Below are 18,217 nucleotides of genomic sequence, written 5' to 3'. Positions count from 1 at the left end.
TTTTTTAAACGGTGATAAATGAGGTCGAAAAATCCTGTTGCGCAATCAAATCGTAATGCAATATAACTACTTTATTTTTTTCAATAACCGCTTGCGTAATACTTAACGTTTTCATCTCCTCATTTCTATTGATGACCAAACCATTTTCATCATTTTCTTCTTCGGTGTAGCGATGAAAATCGTGCATTTTTGATTCGGAAATTTCGGGATTTGTATCCATAAAAGTATGAAACCAGTCGGCACGTTTTTCACGAATCGATGAGGAATACAAAGTCGATGAAGACCAAATGTGATTTTGATGAATATCCAAAGGAGTTGTTCGTTTTTCTTTTCCGTTCCAGCGCAATTGAAAAAGAGCGTTGTTTTGAAATAAGACTAACGTAAAAGGTTCTATGTTGTCCAAATCAATTGCGTTCCAGAAATCCTTTGGCGATAAGCTGCTAATCATGTCTAAAACAATCAAGCCTCGGCTTTTTCGATACGGAAACTGTACTTCATGCTTTTCATCGGCACCATTTAAAAGTACCAAAATTACTCCATCAGCATTAGCTACAAACCACGTTCCTCCTGCTTTTGGATCCTTTGGAAAAATAAGATTTTTTCCATTTACGGTATAACTTCTTGGTGGTATTGCACTCGGTCTTACTATTTTTTCATCCCGATTGGAGGTAATGATAATTTTATCATTCGTTGCTACAAAACTTACTGTGCACATTGATTTCTGTATTCTATGGTAGAGCGAGCAACGCCAAAATTAGGGTCAATTGTTACTGTTTCACATTGTAAAATAGCTACTTTTATAAGCGCCTGATGATGAATACAATGTTCTAAATTATACAATAATTCTCTGAAATAGTTACTTTCTATTCGGATTTCCTCTCCATCAATAACCTGCAACAACTCGATATTTTTATTTTGTTTATCTAAATTTTGTTGAATCAATAGGATGTTTTCAATAGCAAAAGCAGTATCCGTTTGAATTCGAATATTTCGTTCTCTTTTATCATAATTCACAATGCCTGAATCATATTGATTTTCCAAGCATTGAAACATTTCTATAATATGTCTTGTATGCTCCCCAATCGTTGCATTACTTAATTCCATACAAGAATTTGAATATTCTTTATGCGATAATTGATTCAGTAAATCAATTAATTCATTTAAACTATTATTAATGGAAGGTATAAGCATATTAAAGTTTTAATTCAACAGATTCATTAGTTTAGTTCTATCCTTAAAAACTAAAATAAGACAACAAAGAAAGGTAATTAGTGCCATAATAAAAAGTGTGCCACCATCATTTTTAACTTCAATGCCAAGCACAAACAGATGAGCAAAAACTGCACCAACCATTATGCCGCATCCCATTATAGCACCAAATAACGAAGTCCTTGGTATTAAAATCAAAATAACCGCAATCAACTCGGCAATTCCAATACCAATCCTTCCATAAGGTTCGATTCCCAAAGCAGAAAAAATATAAACCGATTCTTCACTAGCCGTAAATTTAAAGTATAGTGTTTGCACTAAAATTACTGCTACTACAAGTCGCAGCAACCAGAAAAACAGAGATAGTTTCATAATTTCTATTTTTTTATTTAACTATTTTATTCCAATTTGCATCGGCCTTCATCATCAATCCCGATTCATTCTTGTTCCAACTTTTCAATGTATTATTAAAGAAAGTATTGTAAAACAAATACAACTTCCCATTACTAATTTTGAAAGTCTCCGGATTTACAGACACTTTTTCATTAGAGTCGCCCATCGCAAAAGCGCACCAACCCCCATACTGAGGTTCAAATTTTGAAGGATTCTTCAAGAAATATTCTTTATTAACTGGCATCGAAAAATAATAAACCACACCTTCATGCGATGTTGTGATTTCTTTTTTCCCTTTGACTGCTTTTCCTTGTTTGAAATAAGCCACAGGATCATATCCTTGAATAGCTACATTTTTCTCAACATTAAAATGAGTTAGACGTTTGCTTTCCTTTTGCGCGAAGCAAGGAATAGTAAACAATATGGTCAAAATAAACAGCAGATTTTTCATGATTATTTTTTTAAAGACTTTGCAACAGCAATCAGCAAATCATTTGAGATTCTATTTTTGAAATTTGGGGCGATGTGTTCAAATTCAATTTCAGCATTTACATTTAAAATAAATACCGCCGGAACAGGCAAAAAAGAATTACTCACACCATCAGAACCTTTAGCTATTGTAGCCTTATAATTTTCTGGAGCTTCAAAAGCAATACCAACTGCTTTCGACAATTCGCCTACACTATCTGACAATAACACATAATTTAATTTTTCTTTATCATCTGTAACTTTCAAGCTTTTTGGAGCATCAGGACTTATGGCGATAATTTGATATCCCAAATGTAATAATTCTTTTTCGGCTTCAGCCAAGGCAGCTAAATGAGCGTTACAATACGGGCACCAACCGCCACGGTAAAAAACTAAAACCGTTCTTTTCTTACTGATTAATTCCATTAAATCAACATCTGTATTATCTACAGATTTTAAAGTGATTAAAGGAATTTTTTCTCCAATAAGTAATGGAGCAATTTCTATTGCCTGTTTTGACAAGTCATTTTGAGCATGAACGGATAATCCAATTGCAAATAAAGCCAGACAAATTATTTTTTTCATAGTATTACATTTTTGAAGTTGTAAAACTACTATGCTATTTCGAAAACATTTGTCGGCTATGTTACAGTTCCAGTAAAATAATTATAGTTTACGAATATCCGTAATAATAATTTCTTTCCTGCTGTAAACAATAGTTCCATTGGTCTCCATTTCATTGAGCAATTGAGTCGCCGTTTGTCTGGACGTACAAATAATTTGCGCCATATCGTTTTGGGTCAGGTAATTCTCAATAACAACTATATTTTCAGTCCTTACACCCTCTTTCTCCGCCCAATCTTTTAGGAACTGAAACAATCTGGTTTTGGCATCTTTGGAAATCAGATTAGCATAGCTGTTCTTAATGCGTTTCATCTTTAGACCTACAAACTTAGTGTAAGACAAAGCCAAACTTGGATTTCGAAGCAATAAATCTTCAAAATCCGACATTAGAAAACTACAAATAGCCACATCATCCGAAAGTACTTTTGCATATTCATTGGACTGGCTGTCTGCTTCCAAAGTTAGTTCTCCAAATAAATCTCCTTTTTGAATAATATCTTTTATAGTCTCGTTTCCGTCTTCATCAACTGCAACAATCTTTATGTTTCCCTTTTTCAGTAAAAAAATTCTTGGTAAATCCGATGAGGAAAAATAGATAATTTCGCCTTTCTGCGCTTTTTTAAAACCAGTAATAATACACAATTGTTTGATTTGTCCAAAACTCAATGTTCTGAATAATTTGTGATCGCGCAAATACCAATATTTTAAATCTTCGTACATAAAAATTTATTTTCGTAAATGTATTAAAAAAACAAAACCCTTTCTAACCGAAATTAGAAAGGGCTTAAACAACTATTTTGTTCTCTTTACGAAACCAATCCTCTTGAAATTACAATTCGTTGTATTTCAGAAGTTCCTTCATAAATTTGCGTGATTTTAGAGTCGCGCATCATACGTTCCACATGATATTCAGCTACGTAACCGTTTCCACCGTGAATTTGAACGGCTTCATTAGCCACTTCTAAAGCGATTTCAGAAGCGTATAATTTTGCCATAGCACCAGAGTGCGCAATGTCTTTACCTTCATCTTTTTCGCAAGCCGCCTTCATTACCAATAATTTTGCGGCAGTTACTTTCACATACATATCAGCCAGTTTGAATGCAATGGCTTGATGATTGAAAATTTGTTTTCCAAATGCTTTTCTCTCATGCGAATACTTCAAAGCAATTTCATATGCACCTGTCGCAATTCCTAACGCTTGAGATGCAATTCCAATTCTTCCGCCATTTAAAACATTCATTGCAAAAGCAAATCCAAATCCATCTTCACCTATTCTATTTTCTTTCGGAACTTTTACATCTGAAAACATTAAAGAATGCGTATCGCTTCCACGAATTCCCATTTTTCTTTCTTTTGGTCCAATGTCAAATCCGGCCCAACCTTTCTCTACGATAAAAGCATTGATTCCTTTATGTCCTTTTTCAATATCAGTTTGAGCAATAACTAAATAAGTGGATGCAGTTGATCCGTTTGTAATCCAGTTTTTTGTACCGTTTAATAAATAATGGTCGCCTTTATCTATTGCTGTTGTTTTTTGAGAAGTAGCGTCACTTCCTGCTTCAGGCTCTGATAAGCAAAAAGCGCCAATCACATCTCCTTTTGCTAGTGGCACTAAATATTTCATTTTTTGCTCTTCATTGCAATATTTCTCAAGACCTGCACAAACCAAAGAGTTGTTTACAGACATGATCACAGCCGCAGAAGCATCAACTTTTGCAATTTCCGTCATAGCCAAAACATAGGAAATACTGTCTAAACCAGATCCACCATATTTAGGATCTACCATCATTCCCATAAAACCTAAATCGGCCATCATTTTCACTTGCTCCGTTGGAAATTTTGAATGTTCATCACGTTCAATAACACCCGGTAATAATTCTGCTATAGCAAAATCTTTAGCGGCCTGCTGAATCATTAAATGCTCTTCGGTTAGATTAAAATCCATATTTTGTTGTAAATTAAATGTTCTTAAATTTGTGGTCAAAAGTAATTATTTAATATCAGATTTCAAACGATTTCGTAAATTTAGCCTATGTTTAACGACAAAATGTAAAGTTGAATAAAAACACAACGAAAACACTCCCTACGGAACACACTTTTTATCTTAATTATTTATTGTAAAATATAAATCCAAAATCTTTCTGCAGTTTATTAAAATCTTAAACCTAATAGCCATACAGGTAATTAAATAACTTACGCTACAGTTTGCATTTTTTTTCAGAAAAGATGACCGTCAGTTTCAAGATAACAACATTAAACAAAATAACTTATTACTTTATTCTATTCGACCTTTTTAAAGCCCAAGGTGAAAGTAACATGATAAACATTATCAAATGCATAAGAAAACTACTCCTACAAATTAATTTTACTCATAACTATTTCCAAATCAATGCAATAGCGTAATAAAATCAAAAAGAGAATTAGACAATCTCTACTTAAAAAAGTATTTTTTGACTTCTAAAAAAATAAATGATAGTTTTGCTGAAATTTATATCAGTTATACTATGAAAAATCTATTATTACTTTTCTTGTTTGTACTATCTATGCAGGTAAGTCACGTATCCGCACAAAAACAAATTGAAGTTGAAGGAGTTGTTTTGCCTAGAACTATTGAGTTCAAACAAAGGCAGTTGATGCTAAACGGTGTTGGCATAAGATCTAAAATGTGGGTTGACGTTTATGTTCAAGCGCTATACCTATCTGAACTTTCACAAGATGCGGAAAGAATTATTGAAAGTAATTCAGAGATGGCAATTAGATTACAAATCACATCATCAATGGTTACTTCAGACAAACTTTCAAAATCCCTTAACAAGGGTTTGGTGAAATCAATTGGTGATGGTAACCTTGCAAACTTCAAATCTCAAATAGCAATGCTTGAATCACTTCTTAATAAGGAAAAAACGGTTAAAGACGATGCTTTTAACCTCATATATAATTCTGCGGATGAATCCCTTTGGGTGTTTAAAAATGACCGATATGAAGGAAAAATTCCAGGATTTGAATTCAAAAAATTATTTTTCGGGATTTGGCTTTCTAACAAACCGGTTGATGAAAAACTTAAAAATGACTTATTAGGTAAATCTTGATAGCTTTTTTTGACTAAAACGCATCTGGTAAATAATACCTAAAAAAATCAAATTCGCATTATTCTATTTTTTATATTTGCCAAAATTAAACATATCGCAACAAATGAAAGATTTATTAAAGAAATTCGAAAATAAAGAACCTGAGATAGTTTTCCATTGGAAAGATGCTGAAACGGAAGCTGAAGGATGGACAGTCATCAATTCGCTACGCGGTGGTGCTGCCGGTGGTGGAACACGTATGAGAAAAGGGTTGGATATGAATGAAGTTTTGTCTTTGGCAAAAACCATGGAAGTGAAATTTTCGGTTTCTGGACCTGCTATTGGCGGAGCTAAATCTGGAATTAATTTTGACCCAAATGATCCAAGAAAAAAAGGCGTTTTACAACGTTGGTATAAAGCCGTTTCTCCATTATTGAAAAGTTACTACGGAACTGGCGGTGATTTGAATGTAGATGAAATTCACGAAGTGATTCCAATGACGGAAGAGTGTGGTGTTTGGCATCCACAAGAAGGAGTGTTCAACGGTCACTTCAAACCAACAGAAGCAGACAAAATCAATAGAATTGGACAATTGCGTCAAGGTGTAGTAAAAGTGATTGAAAATCCAAAATTCTCACCAGATGTTTCCAGAAAATATACGGTTGCCGATATGATTACCGGTTATGGCGTTGCCGAAGCCGTACGTAATTATTACACCATTTATGGTGGAGATGTAAAAGGGAAGAAAGCAATCGTACAAGGTTTTGGAAATGTAGGATCGGCTGCTGCATTTTACTTAGCGGAAATGGGTGCTAAAGTAATTGGTATCATCGACAGAGATGGCGGATTAATCAACGAAGAAGGATTCTCTTTTGAAGAAATAAGAGCTTTATTTCTTGCAAAAGACGGAAATAAACTGGTTGCAAAAGATATGATTCCTTTTGAAGAAATCAATCAAAAAATATGGACCATTGGTGCTGAAATATTCACTCCATGTGCCGCTTCCCGATTGGTAAATCAATCTCAAATTGACAGTTTAATTACTAATGGTCTTGAGGTAATTTCTTGTGGTGCTAATGTTCCTTTTGCTGATAAAGAAATATTTTTTGGTCCAATTATGGAAGATGTAGATCACAAAGTAAGTTTAATTCCTGACTTCATTTCTAATTGCGGTATGGCTCGTGTTTTTGCTTACTTTATGGAAAAGAAAGTACAAATGACAGATGAAGCTATTTTTCAAGACACTTCAGAAATCATCAAAAAAGCAATTGAAAAAGCACATGCTTTAAACCCAAGTAAAACAAATATTAGTGCAACTGCTTTTGAAATCGCATTGAAGCAGCTTACTTAAAATAAAATAGTATTTATAACTATTTGCCGGAACTGGGATTAAGCAGATTTTAAAATCTATTTAATCCCAGTTCTTATTTCTAATTCTAAGTGAAAGCAATATTATTTATATTCCGGCAGTCGCTTTTTACTCTTGACAATTTTTAGTACTTTTCAACGTTTTTTAGTAATACACTTTTTAAAATTTAAAATACAAATGAGTTCCACCATTTCATCAGATCAAAAGAAATCTTTAGCACTATCCATTCTTTTGTATGCGACAATGTTGTTAATTTTATTTTTCATTCGCTTTTGGCCTCCTGCAAACATGGATGAACTTGCCGGTGGTGGCGGCGGCGGCGGTGTTACAGTAAATTTTGGTGACAGCGATTTCGGTTCTGGAGCAGATTATAAAAGTGAAGTTTTGGAAGTAAAAAACCAAACCAGACAAACGCCAGCAAAATCAACTCCAGAGGAAGCTATTTTATCTCAGGAAAACAGCACTGAAGAAAGCGTTGTGATTCCGACGAAAGAAAAAACTAAAAAACCAACAGTCGTTGTAAAAGAAGAAACGAAACCAGTGGTTGTAAAACCTAAAGTTTCTAACAATACAAATGATGCTTTATCCAGCATATTAAAAGGTTCTAATAAAGGTGGTGATGGAGATGATAAAGCTGCCGGAAATAAAGGAAAAACCAATGGAAGTTTAAGTTCTAACGGGTATTATGGAACTGGTGGTTCCGGTGGAGGAACAGGCGGTGGAAATGGCACTGGAACAGGAATAGGAACTGGTAGCGGTTATGGTTCTGGAAGCGGTGGCGGAAGCGGAAGTGGTTCTGGCGGAGGCGTTGGGTATTCTTTAGGAAACCGAAAAGCATTATCTAAACCTGCACCAAAATATACCTGTAATGAACAAGGAAAAGTAGTCGTAGAAGTTTCTGTAGACAGAACCGGAAGGACAATAAATGCAGTTGCCGGTGTAAAAGGAACTACAAATACCGCAAAATGTTTGTTAGACCAAGCAAGAATTGCTGCGATGAATACCAGATGGGATGCCAGCAGCGATGCACCGGAAAAGCAAGTCGGTAAGATTGTTTACAATTTCAATTTGAATTAGAACAATTAGAAACGTCACTTTTTTGTTTTGAACAGACCTTATCTAATCATTGTGAGGAACGACAAGTCGAAATATTTTACGAATTTGCGTGAGGGATAGGAGCAGGTACCGAAGTACTGCGGATAGCCCGACCGGAATAGAAAAAGGAGCTGATCAGCATAAAGTTGATCAGCTCCTTTTTCTATTGTGGTCACGCCCAAATAATGCAGATGCTATATAAAAACTAGTAATGACTTTTACTTGGGACTCGTAGCGATCACAAACTTTAGATTGTTCTTCACTCCTATTTGCAATACGTCAACTAGATCCTGTACTTGCAAATTGAATGGAATACGAACAATAACAGTTTGGTCCTTTGTTGAATCCATCTTAGACATCAAGGTTGTTTCCAATTCTTCAAAGGAAACTGCTTGCTTGTCTATGTAGAATTTTTTATCCTCTGTGACAGATAAACTGATGTACTGCTTGTTTGTTTTCTCGTTGGATTGTGCTTTTGGCAACGTCATCTTGATAACATTAGGATTCGCCAATGTTGATATTATCAAGAAAAACAACAACAGGAAAAACATAATATCACTTAATGAAGAAGTCGCGACCTCAGCATGAAATCTTCTTTTTCTTTTTATAGACATATTATGATCTTTGAATAATATTTACAAATTCAAGTACTTGTTTCTGAATTTTTAAAGCAAAATTATCAATCTTGCCGTTTAATATATGATAGCCGCTGTACGCGATTATACCAACGATTAATCCAGCACCACTACTAATCATTTTCTCGTACAATCCTCCGGAAATATTACCGATACTGATATTTTCAGTAACTGAAATACTGTAAAATATTTTGATAACTCCTGAGATAGTTCCAACAAATCCAAGTGTAGGCGCAATTCCAGCAATAAGTCCTAAATGTCCTAAATGCTTTTCCATTTCCCCTATTTCGATATCGGCTGCACGATCCATATTCGATTCGATTTCAACAATAGGTCTTCCAATAACCAGAATTCCTTCTTTGATAATATTCCCTGAAGCGGTACTGTTCCGTTCAGCGATTGATCGCGCCAAATCAAGATTTCCGGAATTGAGATTATCACGAACATCGCGCATCAAAAGAGTATCAATTTTTGATGCTTTACTAATGTATAAATAGCGTTCAATAATTAAGTAAAACGTGTAAAATAATAGAATCCCGATTGGGATAAGCCACACACCACCTTTTAAAAGGAAACCCAAAGTGGATATTTCGGCATTTGGAGCAATTTTTTCAATAACTACGTTTGAAGCAGCGTTGGTAATGGTGTCGGCCTGTAATTGTATAAAACTAAACATATAATATTATTGGATTTTAATCATTAATTCTAAAAATTATTTCAATTTTGCACTAAAGATACTTTTCGATGTACTATTAAACTAAAAAAAACGAAAAATATTTTAAACAACTACTATTTTATTACAAAAATGAACTATCAGGAAACCATAAATTGGATGTTTAACCAACTCCCGATGTACCAACTTCAGGGCGCTTCAGCTTATAAGAAAGATTTAACCAACACGCATTTACTTATAGCCCATCTTGATAATCCACAAGAAAAAATAAAGTGTATTCATGTTGGAGGAACCAACGGGAAAGGATCCACTTCACATATGTTGGCATCCATACTTCAAGAAGCGGGTTATAAAGTTGGATTGTACACTTCTCCTCATTTAAAGGATTTTAGAGAACGCATAAAAATTAACGGAAAGGATATATCTGAAGAATTTGTTACTGATTTCATCAATGAACACAAAACTTTTTTTGAGTCCAATGACATGAGTTTTTTCGAAATGACCGTTGGTTTAGCCTTCGATTATTTCGCCAAAGAAAAAGTAGACATCGCAGTTATTGAAGTGGGAATGGGAGGAAGATTGGACGCCACCAATATCATCACTCCATTAGTTTCGGTGATTACCAATATAGGATTGGATCATACACAATTTTTGGGCAACAAGCTTGAAGCTATTGCATTTGAAAAAGCAGGAATTATAAAGCCAAATATTCCCATAATTATTGGCGAATACACTCCTGAAACAAAACCTGTTTTTTTAGTTAAAGCCAAAGAATGCAATTCGGAAATCTATTTTGCTGCTGATTTGATTTCAGAAACCTATCCTTCTGATTTAATTGGTAATTATCAAATCCACAATAAAAAAACTGTTTTACAAACTGTCAAAGTTTTAAACGAACAGAATGAATTTAAAATCACTCCAGAGAATATAAAATCAGGTTTATTAAATGTGATGAAAAATACAGGACTTCAAGGAAGATGGCAGCAATTAAGAGAATTTCCAAAAGTTATTTGCGATACTGCACACAACAAAAATGGACTGGAAATTGTATTGAAACAAATCCAGAAAGAAGATTTTGATACTTTACATGTTGTTTTGGGAGTAGTAAATGACAAAGATTTAGATGAAATTCTGCCTTTATTCCCTAAAAAAGCAATTTATTATTTCTGTAAACCAAATATTCCTCGCGGTCTTGATGTTCTAATTTTAAAACAAAAAGCTACCAGTTTTGAACTAAAAGGAGAAGTATACAATTCTGTTTCAGAAGCTTACCAAAAAGCACTAAAAAATGCAGAGATCACTGACTTTATATACATTGGAGGAAGTACATTTGTGGTCGCAGAAATTTTATAATTTTTTTATTTTTTTACTTGCAAATACCAATTCTAGTCGTATATTTGCACACGCAATAACGGAAACGAAAGTAACCAAATTGTTTAGGGCGATTAGCTCAGCTGGTTCAGAGCACCTCGTTTACACCGAGGGGGTCGGGGGTTCGAACCCCTCATCGCCCACAAGAAACTCCATTAGAAATAATGGAGTTTTTTTTATGTATTATAGTTTTATGGAACACATTACTTACATCCTATTTAGCGGAATTAAAAATAGATATTATATTGGTTTAGGATCAAGTTCAAATATTGGATCAGTAGTAAAAGTTGGAGGTTATGCAAAAAGTTTAGACAACCTAAACAAGAAAAAAAAAGACACGCAAAAAACTCCTTAATTTCTTAAGGAGTTTTTATGTTAATTTTTAAGATTACCAACCTTGAGTCAATCCATTCTTAACGACTTCTTCATATTTTTCTTTATCGAAACTATATAAATTTGGCGCTTTATGTGCGACATTACTTTTCTTTTCGTCCAGCTTTGTTAAAATGCCTATTGCCATTATCTTACGTAAAAAATTTCTTCGGTCTAGTTTTCTGCCTAGAATGGTTTCATATAATTTTTGTAATTCCGGAATAGTAAATTTTTCGGGCAGCAAATTATAGCCTACCGGCATTAAATTCAACTCCTTCCGAAGGGTTTCTAGTGCTTTGTCTAAAATTTCCTTATGATCTAAAACTAATTCTGGCACCGCATTATGATCAATCCACTCTACAATTTCATTTTTACCGTCAGGCTGAGGAACCGTTTTTAAAAAATCGACTAAGGCATAATAACCAACTGTTACAAAGCGGCTTGCAAACCATTTCCCCTCGTCTAAAGGTATTCCATAAAAATTCAGAACGCCATTGCTCACTTCAACATCGCATCTATTTGCTGCTCCAAAAGTAGCAAACTGCCTCAGAAAAATCCCTTTTAATCCTGTTCTACCATGCAAAACAGTGACAGCTGCCTGATCAATACCCTCGTTTACCGGCACAAAACCACCTGGCAAAGCCCATTTATCGCTGTACTTTGTTTTTATCAATAAAACTTTAAGTTGATTGTCATGAAATCCGAAAATCACACAATCTATTGACAAACCCGGCTGATAATCTTCCTTATTATCTAAAATGGTTTTTAACATGTGATTTATTCTACTTATTAATATATATACTTTTTGAAAGGCGCAATTTAATTCATTTTTTATAAGAAAATAAAAGAACGCCTCATTTTGAAAACGCGCCAATCCTTACTTCTGGTTTAAATCAAAAAATAATGTAGCAAAGAAACAAATCCATTTGACAAGAAAACAGATTTCTACAAAAAAACACTTAAAAAAACCATAAACAAAAAAAAATTGTGAAATTTTAAATCGAATGCATTGCCAATCATAAATTTATGTACATTGCGTCAAAATAACACACAATATTATTTATTAAAAATAGTCACCAAAAAACAACCACAAATAACCATGAAAAAATTAATTTTAATACTTATCGGACTTATATTCACGTCCCAATCGAATGCGCAAGAAGTAGATTATCGTGCAAAAGCAAAAAAATTAGTTTCACAAATGACATTAGAAGAAAAAGCTTCTTTATGTTCCGGTGAAACAGCTTGGTCTACAAAAGCAATTACCCGACTTGGCATTCCTTCTATTTTTATGACTGACGGACCGCATGGTTTACGCAAAGCTGAAGGTTTCGACTTTACCAATAGTGTTCCTTCCACTTGTTTTCCAACAGCATCAGCCCTTGCTTCTTCTTGGAATCCAGCATTGGCACAAAAAATGGGTGAAGCCTTAGGAATTGAATCTCAAGCTAACGATGTTCAAATACTATTAGGACCTGGAGTAAATATGAAGCGTTCGCCTCTTGGAGGAAGAAACTTCGAATATTTTTCTGAAGATCCAGTATTAGCTGGAAAAATGGCTATCGGTTTTATAAATGGAGTTCAAAGTCAAGGAGTAGGAACTTCCATGAAGCACTTTGCAGCTAACAGTCAGGAAGCAGAACGCATGTCTAATAGTTCTAATGTTGACGAACGTACTTTGAACGAAATCTATTTTCCTGCCTTTGAAATGGCAGTAAAAGAAGCACAGCCCTGGACAGTAATGTGTTCTTACAATAAACTTAACGGAACATATGCTTCTGAAAATTCTTATTTATTGAATCAAATGCTAAAAGAAAAATGGGGATTGCAAGGTTTTGTAGTTTCTGATTGGGGTGCAGTAAACGAAAGAGCTTTAGGAGTTGGTGCCGGATTGCATTTAGAAATGCCTGCAAGCGGCGGTTTCAATGATAAAAAAATTGTTGAAGCAGTAAAAAAAGGAACTTTGGCGGAAGCCAGATTGGATGAAATCGTAACTGATTTACTTGCCATTACTTTAAAAGCAAAAGACAGCCACAAAAAAGGAATTGTTGTAGACAAAGTAAAACACAATGAATTAGCTAGACAAGTAAGTGGCGAATGTATTGTTTTATTGAAAAACGACAATGCGATTTTACCGTTGCAATCAGCTTTAAAAAAGATAGCTATTGTTGGTGATTTTGCAAAAAACCCACGTTATCAAGGAGCCGGAAGTTCACAAGTAAGACCTACACAAATTGTAAATGCACTGAATGAATTACAAAAAATGGCTAAAGGAACTCAATTTTCTTTTTCAACTGGTTACAATACTGCAGGGGAAACGGATGATGCTAAAATTGCTGAAGCAGTTCAGCATGCAAAAAATTCAGAATTAGTAATTGTTTTTGCAGGTTTACCGGACAGCTATGAATCAGAAGGTTTTGACAGAAATAACATGGACTTGCCTGCGGGTCACAACAAATTGATTTCAGAAGTAGCAAAAGTTAACAAAAACATTGTAGTGGTATTGATGAATGGCGCTGCTGTTTCTATGCCTTGGAAAAATGATGTTGCTGCAATCGTTGAAGCGTATCTTGGTGGTCAAGCCGGTGGTGGCGCAATCGCAGATGTTTTAACGGGAAAAGTAAATCCTTCCGGTAAATTATCTGAAACTTTTCCTGCTCGTTTGGAAGATACTCCTACTGCCATGGATTTCCCTTCCAGAGACGGAAATGCCAATTATGGTGAAGGGATTTTTATAGGCTACCGTTATTATGACAAAAAGAAAATCGAGCCTAACTTTCCTTTTGGATACGGTTTGAGTTACACCTCTTTCTCTTATTCTGATATTAAAGCCAATACTACATCAGCTAAAGATTCCGATGCAATCACAATCTCAGTAAAAGTAAAAAATACAGGTAAAATTGCGGGTAAAGAAGTCGTTCAACTGTATGTTCATGAACAAGAAAGCGAAGTGGCAAGACCAGAAAACGAACTAAAACACTTTGAAAAAGTAACATTACTAGCCGGAGAAGAAAAAACAGTTACATTTCAATTGACTTCACGTGACTTTGCTTATTTTAACTCAAAATCTCATGATTGGGCAATAAAATCTGGAAACTTTGACATCCTTATTGGAAGTTCCTCTCGTGATTTGCCTTTAAAACAAACCATAACTATCGAATCTACAAAAGCTGCAAAAATAGTACTGACGCGTGAATCATTATTTAAAGAATTCAAAAATTCTCCTAATAGTAAAGCGATATATGAACAACTAGTTCAAAGTTTCACTGGTGCGAATAAAAAACCAGAAACAGAAGATGAGAAAAAAGCAGCTTCATTTTTAGAAGCAATGTTAGCCGATATGCCAATTAATAAATTCCTTTTATTATCTGGAGGGAAATTTACAGAAGAAAATCTGGATGGTATTTTGAAAGCTGTCAACCAGAATTAAAGATTGTTATTAATTGTTGTTAAAAAAGTATTGAAAAAGAATGTATTTGAAGCATTTGCGAGCGTCTTCAGCTAATTTCCCTCAATCCAATTTATTCTCCAAATAAACAGCATAACTTGTAGTTTATTAGAAACTAAATAATGAGTCAATACTTTTTTATTTAAAAAAACGCAGTCAACAGTATATTTTAAATATTGTTGACTGCGTTTTTTTAATGCTTACTAATCTTTGGTGTCAAACCACAAAAAAAAGTTACTTATAAAGATCTTTGCGTTCGATTTATTTATTGGATTTTTTAAATTCTAAAAAATTCAAATTAAAATTCCCTTTTTCAAAACGGACTTTGACTTTATTTATTCCCTGTTTTAAAATCACATTTTTTAAAGTCGCCGTTTTCCATTTATCATATCCTCCCGAAGATGGAATTGTTATGGTTTCAGAAATTCTACCATTTCCATCTTCTAAATACAGTTTCCCGCCTGAAGCCTGACTTGCATAACGAACAGCAATATCAAAACTAGTTTTGGTTTTTACCTCAACCGTGTATTGCAACCATTCACCATCTTCAATAAAGCCAACCTGAAATCCATTTGTCATTGTATCATTGCAAGACTCAATATCAACTCCATCATTTCGCATCATTCCACCTTTGTTCCATTTGGTGAACTTTGTCCCGTCATAATTCGCTATATCTTTATCCAAATAAGCGTATCCGTTTTGTCCCAAATCATATTCGGATGCGAATACTTTACCTGGCAACGCATGATTTTTATATTTCTTAGTTTCCGTAGTTTGGATTTGTCTGAACATCGCATCAATCACATCATATCTGATGGTCAGATTTTCAATTTTGAAGTTTTCGGCAATTTGCATCAATGCTTTTTTGCCAAAATCAACCGAAGGTTTAGCGCTTTTATTATTCCAATATTGCAACAATTGCTCATATTCCGGCGTTTTTTTAACCGAAGTAACTCCCGCTAAATTCTCGATTTTTTTCATTGGCCAAAAAGCCCAACCAATATTATTTGATTCCATCAAAGAAATGGCTTCCTTAAACCAAACATTAGAGTTTTCTCCACTTTCTCCCAACCAAATTGGCACATTGTATTGCGTTCTGTAATCCAACATTTTTTGTATCGAAGCCACATCGTTTTGATTCCAATATTTATGAAAACTCAACGCCATATTTTCATCCCAAAGCGGAAACATTCCGTTGTAATTATTCCCCCAACAGTTCCCTTCAATGAAAATTAAATGAGTTTTATCGATGGCTCGAATGGCATTTGTGACTCTAACTTGTAAAGCTCGTAAAGGCGCATTGGAGGTTTCATCACAACCATTTTGGTTCGTTCCCGTAAAATTCCAATTGGGTTCATTGATAATATCATACGCACCAATCCAAGGATTATCTTTGTAACGTTCTGCTAATTTTTCCCAGAGTGCTACCATTTTATCCTGGTTGGCTGTACTTTCCCAAAGCGATGGTTTTGCAGGATTATAATCAGAAATATTGGCATCTTTTCCCTGTCCACCCGGAGCTGCATGTAAATCCAAAATTAAATATATTTTATTCGCAGCACACCATTTCAATAACTCATCGGTCATTTCGAAACCTTCCTCTAGCCAAGTATTCTGACCAGAAACCGCTTCTTGTTCCAGAGGTAATGTATATAAATTGTAATGCATCGGTAAACGAACAGAGTTGAAACCCCAAGCCGCCAATGAATCTATATCTCTCTTAGTTATTCCATTTGCTTTGTAGGCATCATAAAATTCTTTGGTGTTCTTGGCATCAATTAAATCCGTTATTTTTTGTTTGATCACATGTTGCGGACCTGCAAACGAACCCGTTTGAAGCATATATCCTTCCTGAACCATCCATCCGCCCAATCCCAAACCGCGCAATACAATATTTTTCCCGTTACCATCGACAATTTCTTGCCCATTTCTATGCAAAAAAACCTGTCCCAACGAGGCAATTGAAAAAGAAATAAAGACTATTAAAACTATTTTTTTCATACAATTGGTTTAAAATAAAACGGTTAACATTTAATACACTAATGTTTGAATCCCGTGAGCTGGAATTTCAACAACTGTTTTCTCAGTAGCAATAATTAAATTATACGTCACACTTTTGTCACTTTGATTCATTACTACCGTAACCATTTTCCCGTCTTTATTAAGGAATGAAGTACTTATCAAACTGCTTCGGCTTACCGCTGTACTAACTCTTTTAGCATCTGGTCGAATGAATTTTGAGAAATGTCCAATATAATAATACGACGGCGTATAAATTAACTCTCCTGAATTAGTATCTGCATGAATGGGTGCAAAACAAAAATTCCCTACGTGATTTGGCCCACCATTTTGATCCAAAAGGATATTCCAATCGGTCCAACCCACAGTTCCATTATTAAAATCATTAATCATAGAAGTTCCATATCGTTCTCCGTTTGCCCAAAATTGGTATTTTTTTGCATCAAATTTTTCTACACAACCTTCAGTAAACAATAAATTTTTAGATGGGTAGGCTTCGTGTACTTTTCGAACATTATCAAACATAGGCTCTCCTCCAGCCCAAGTTTCGTACCAATGAAATCCCATTCCCCAAGCATATTTTGAAGCTTCGGGATCTGAGAAAATAACATTGGCTCTTTGGTTCATCAAATCACGGTTGTGATCCCAAACCACAATTTTTTTATCTCCCAAACCTTCTTTTTTCATTGTTGGACCAAGGAAATTCTTCAAAAAATCTCTTTCGGCTTCCGCAGAATATACACAGGATTCCCAAGTTTGCGTTGCCATAGGTTCATTTTGAACGGTCAACCCCCAAATTGGCATTCCTTCTTTCTCATACGCTTTTATAAATTTCGTGTAATAATTTGCCCATGACTGGTAATATTCCGGAAGTAAAGTTCCACCTTTTAGCATGCTACCATTGCTTTTCATAAAAGCGGGAGGGCTCCATGGCGAAACATAGAGCAATAATTTTCCGCCTGCCGTTTTTATGGCTTCTTTAAGCATTGGAATGCGATATTGCCTGTCGTGATCAATGTTGAACGTTTTTAAATCCTTGTCTCCGTCTTTGATATACGTGTAACTCCCACTCGAAAAATCAGAACTGTGAATGGTGGTCCTCAATAAAGAATAGCCAATTCCTTTTTCTTTATCATAGTAGGCGTTTAGTAATTCTTGCTGTTTGCCTTTACTCAATTTTGCAAAAACCTCAGCACTCGCATCCGTGATTGCGCCGCCAATTCCCATAAAGTTTTGGAATGTTTTAGTTGGTTCCACAAAAACAGAAATCTCTGTTTCCAAAGGTTGTTTTGAACTACTAAAACTCAATTTATCAGTTTGCGTTAATCGTAACTTTGTATTTTCTGCTGTTGTGTAAACGGTAATCGTTTTATCTTTAGTAGAAAAAGAGTGTTGTTCCGTTTTATTTTTTTGCTGTGCAAAAGCCAAAAAAGTCACAGCCAGTAAAGCAATTGTTGTTATTCTTTTCATGA

The 18,217-nt window shown here is 34.7% G+C and carries 18 protein-coding genes and 1 tRNA gene; 7 read left to right on the top strand and 12 right to left on the bottom strand.

All coding sequences use genetic code 11. The features are described 5' to 3' along the window. Positions 1-4 precede the first annotated feature (4 nt). The 7 genes from G7A72_RS11515 to G7A72_RS11485 all read right to left on the bottom strand — a co-directional run bounded on the left by G7A72_RS11515 (position 5) and on the right by G7A72_RS11485 (position 4,640). Positions 5-715, bottom strand: a complete 711-nt coding sequence (locus G7A72_RS11515; RefSeq protein WP_165152586.1) for an NRDE family protein — start codon at positions 713-715, stop codon at positions 5-7. After that, positions 703-1,191, bottom strand: coding sequence for a DinB family protein (locus G7A72_RS11510; RefSeq protein ID WP_165152585.1), 489 nt, complete (start codon positions 1,189-1,191; stop codon positions 703-705). Before G7A72_RS11510 ends, G7A72_RS11515 begins: the two co-directional genes overlap by 13 nt. 9 nt (positions 1,192-1,200) lie before the next feature. Next, the gene (locus G7A72_RS11505) at positions 1,201-1,581 is read right to left on the bottom strand and encodes a DoxX family protein (RefSeq protein WP_165152584.1); all 381 of its coding nucleotides are present in this window, start codon (positions 1,579-1,581) and stop codon (positions 1,201-1,203) included. 13 nt (positions 1,582-1,594) lie between these two features. After that, positions 1,595-2,053, bottom strand: a complete 459-nt coding sequence (locus G7A72_RS11500) for a YHS domain-containing (seleno)protein (RefSeq protein WP_165152583.1) — start codon at positions 2,051-2,053, stop codon at positions 1,595-1,597. A gap of 2 nt (positions 2,054-2,055) precedes the next feature. Continuing rightward, positions 2,056-2,655, bottom strand: a complete 600-nt coding sequence (locus G7A72_RS11495) for a peroxiredoxin-like family protein (RefSeq protein WP_165152582.1) — start codon at positions 2,653-2,655, stop codon at positions 2,056-2,058. Positions 2,656-2,736: 81 nt separating this feature from the next. Continuing rightward, positions 2,737-3,414 (bottom strand): Crp/Fnr family transcriptional regulator, encoded by a 678-nt coding sequence (locus G7A72_RS11490; RefSeq protein WP_165152581.1) that lies wholly within the window; start codon positions 3,412-3,414, stop codon positions 2,737-2,739. An 86-nt stretch (positions 3,415-3,500) separates the two neighbouring features. Further along, the gene (locus tag G7A72_RS11485; RefSeq protein ID WP_165152580.1) at positions 3,501-4,640 is read right to left on the bottom strand and encodes an acyl-CoA dehydrogenase family protein; all 1,140 of its coding nucleotides are present in this window, start codon (positions 4,638-4,640) and stop codon (positions 3,501-3,503) included. Positions 4,641-5,145: 505 nt separating this feature from the next. Here G7A72_RS11485 and G7A72_RS11480 point away from each other — a divergent pair. The 3 genes from G7A72_RS11480 (at position 5,146) to G7A72_RS11470 (ending at position 8,209) form a co-directional block, all read left to right on the top strand. Further along, positions 5,146-5,784 (top strand): chalcone isomerase family protein, encoded by a 639-nt coding sequence (locus G7A72_RS11480; RefSeq protein ID WP_371807548.1) that lies wholly within the window; start codon positions 5,146-5,148, stop codon positions 5,782-5,784. Between the two features lie 103 nt (positions 5,785-5,887). Beyond that, the gene (locus tag G7A72_RS11475) at positions 5,888-7,114 is read left to right on the top strand and encodes a Glu/Leu/Phe/Val dehydrogenase dimerization domain-containing protein (RefSeq protein WP_165152579.1); all 1,227 of its coding nucleotides are present in this window, start codon (positions 5,888-5,890) and stop codon (positions 7,112-7,114) included. A 195-nt stretch (positions 7,115-7,309) separates the two neighbouring features. Continuing rightward, entirely contained in the window at positions 7,310-8,209 is a 900-nt protein-coding gene (locus tag G7A72_RS11470) for an energy transducer TonB (RefSeq protein WP_165152578.1), read from the top strand. Positions 8,210-8,445: 236 nt separating this feature from the next. Here the strand turns inward: G7A72_RS11470 and G7A72_RS11465 are convergent, their stop codons facing one another. Both G7A72_RS11465 and G7A72_RS11460 read right to left on the bottom strand, forming a co-directional pair. Next, a complete protein-coding gene (locus tag G7A72_RS11465; RefSeq protein ID WP_165152577.1) occupies positions 8,446-8,841 on the bottom strand; it encodes a biopolymer transporter ExbD in 396 nt (131 codons plus the stop codon). 1 nt (position 8,842) lies between these two features. After that, the gene (locus tag G7A72_RS11460) at positions 8,843-9,538 is read right to left on the bottom strand and encodes a MotA/TolQ/ExbB proton channel family protein (protein WP_091173488.1); all 696 of its coding nucleotides are present in this window, start codon (positions 9,536-9,538) and stop codon (positions 8,843-8,845) included. A gap of 129 nt (positions 9,539-9,667) precedes the next feature. Between G7A72_RS11460 and G7A72_RS11455 the strand changes: the two genes are divergently transcribed. From G7A72_RS11455 to G7A72_RS11445, 3 genes are all read left to right on the top strand, one after another. Continuing rightward, a complete protein-coding gene (locus G7A72_RS11455) occupies positions 9,668-10,888 on the top strand; it encodes a folylpolyglutamate synthase/dihydrofolate synthase family protein (protein WP_165152576.1) in 1,221 nt (406 codons plus the stop codon). An 86-nt stretch (positions 10,889-10,974) separates the two neighbouring features. Then, positions 10,975-11,049 (top strand) — tRNA-Val (locus G7A72_RS11450). Positions 11,050-11,099: 50 nt separating this feature from the next. After that, positions 11,100-11,261 carry a hypothetical protein gene (locus tag G7A72_RS11445; protein WP_165152575.1) on the top strand — a complete coding sequence of 54 codons (162 nt, stop codon included), beginning with the start codon at positions 11,100-11,102 and terminating at the stop codon, positions 11,259-11,261. A 33-nt stretch (positions 11,262-11,294) separates the two neighbouring features. Here the strand turns inward: G7A72_RS11445 and G7A72_RS11440 are convergent, their stop codons facing one another. After that, positions 11,295-12,050, bottom strand: coding sequence for an NUDIX hydrolase (locus G7A72_RS11440; protein WP_165152574.1), 756 nt, complete (start codon positions 12,048-12,050; stop codon positions 11,295-11,297). Positions 12,051-12,377: 327 nt separating this feature from the next. On the opposite strand from G7A72_RS11440, the gene G7A72_RS11435 reads away from it, so the two are divergent. Next, positions 12,378-14,708, top strand: a complete 2,331-nt coding sequence (locus G7A72_RS11435; RefSeq protein WP_206531505.1) for a glycoside hydrolase family 3 C-terminal domain-containing protein — start codon at positions 12,378-12,380, stop codon at positions 14,706-14,708. Positions 14,709-14,987: 279 nt separating this feature from the next. Here G7A72_RS11435 and G7A72_RS11430 read toward each other — a convergent pair whose 3' ends face one another. Together G7A72_RS11430 and G7A72_RS11425 are read right to left on the bottom strand one after the other, a co-directional pair. Continuing rightward, complete coding sequence (locus G7A72_RS11430; RefSeq protein WP_165152573.1) at positions 14,988-16,727, bottom strand: cellulase family glycosylhydrolase; 1,740 nt, start codon at positions 16,725-16,727, stop codon at positions 14,988-14,990. A 30-nt stretch (positions 16,728-16,757) separates the two neighbouring features. Next, positions 16,758-18,215: a glycoside hydrolase family 30 beta sandwich domain-containing protein gene (locus tag G7A72_RS11425; protein ID WP_165152572.1), complete on the bottom strand. Its 1,458-nt coding sequence runs from the start codon at positions 18,213-18,215 to the stop codon at positions 16,758-16,760. Positions 18,216-18,217: the final 2 nt, after the last annotated feature.

Source organism: Flavobacterium sp. Sr18 (assembly GCF_011064265.1).
GTDB classification, from domain to species: domain Bacteria; phylum Bacteroidota; class Bacteroidia; order Flavobacteriales; family Flavobacteriaceae; genus Flavobacterium; species Flavobacterium petrolei.
Note: the sequence above shows the minus strand (reverse complement) of the source record. Positions and strands in the feature narration are given on the sequence as shown.

What these genes read in the sequence shown, in the direction of transcription:
- G7A72_RS11445 (WP_165152575.1), top strand. Translation starts at nt 11,100, where the DNA reads ATGGAACACATTACTTACATCCTATTTAGCGGAATTAAAAATAGATAT.
- G7A72_RS11485 (WP_165152580.1), bottom strand. Translation starts at nt 4,640, where the DNA reads ATGGATTTTAATCTAACCGAAGAGCATTTAATGATTCAGCAGGCCGCT.
- G7A72_RS11510 (WP_165152585.1), bottom strand. Translation starts at nt 1,191, where the DNA reads ATGCTTATACCTTCCATTAATAATAGTTTAAATGAATTAATTGATTTA.
- G7A72_RS11500 (WP_165152583.1), bottom strand. Translation starts at nt 2,053, where the DNA reads ATGAAAAATCTGCTGTTTATTTTGACCATATTGTTTACTATTCCTTGC.
- G7A72_RS11505 (WP_165152584.1), bottom strand. Translation starts at nt 1,581, where the DNA reads ATGAAACTATCTCTGTTTTTCTGGTTGCTGCGACTTGTAGTAGCAGTA.
- G7A72_RS11435 (WP_206531505.1), top strand. Translation starts at nt 12,378, where the DNA reads ATGAAAAAATTAATTTTAATACTTATCGGACTTATATTCACGTCCCAA.
- G7A72_RS11515 (WP_165152586.1), bottom strand. Translation starts at nt 715, where the DNA reads ATGTGCACAGTAAGTTTTGTAGCAACGAATGATAAAATTATCATTACC.
- G7A72_RS11455 (WP_165152576.1), top strand. Translation starts at nt 9,668, where the DNA reads ATGAACTATCAGGAAACCATAAATTGGATGTTTAACCAACTCCCGATG.
- G7A72_RS11460 (WP_091173488.1), bottom strand. Translation starts at nt 9,538, where the DNA reads ATGTTTAGTTTTATACAATTACAGGCCGACACCATTACCAACGCTGCT.
- G7A72_RS11430 (WP_165152573.1), bottom strand. Translation starts at nt 16,727, where the DNA reads ATGAAAAAAATAGTTTTAATAGTCTTTATTTCTTTTTCAATTGCCTCG.
- G7A72_RS11495 (WP_165152582.1), bottom strand. Translation starts at nt 2,655, where the DNA reads ATGAAAAAAATAATTTGTCTGGCTTTATTTGCAATTGGATTATCCGTT.
- G7A72_RS11470 (WP_165152578.1), top strand. Translation starts at nt 7,310, where the DNA reads ATGAGTTCCACCATTTCATCAGATCAAAAGAAATCTTTAGCACTATCC.
- G7A72_RS11465 (WP_165152577.1), bottom strand. Translation starts at nt 8,841, where the DNA reads ATGTCTATAAAAAGAAAAAGAAGATTTCATGCTGAGGTCGCGACTTCT.
- G7A72_RS11490 (WP_165152581.1), bottom strand. Translation starts at nt 3,414, where the DNA reads ATGTACGAAGATTTAAAATATTGGTATTTGCGCGATCACAAATTATTC.
- G7A72_RS11425 (WP_165152572.1), bottom strand. Translation starts at nt 18,215, where the DNA reads ATGAAAAGAATAACAACAATTGCTTTACTGGCTGTGACTTTTTTGGCT.
- G7A72_RS11440 (WP_165152574.1), bottom strand. Translation starts at nt 12,050, where the DNA reads ATGTTAAAAACCATTTTAGATAATAAGGAAGATTATCAGCCGGGTTTG.
- G7A72_RS11475 (WP_165152579.1), top strand. Translation starts at nt 5,888, where the DNA reads ATGAAAGATTTATTAAAGAAATTCGAAAATAAAGAACCTGAGATAGTT.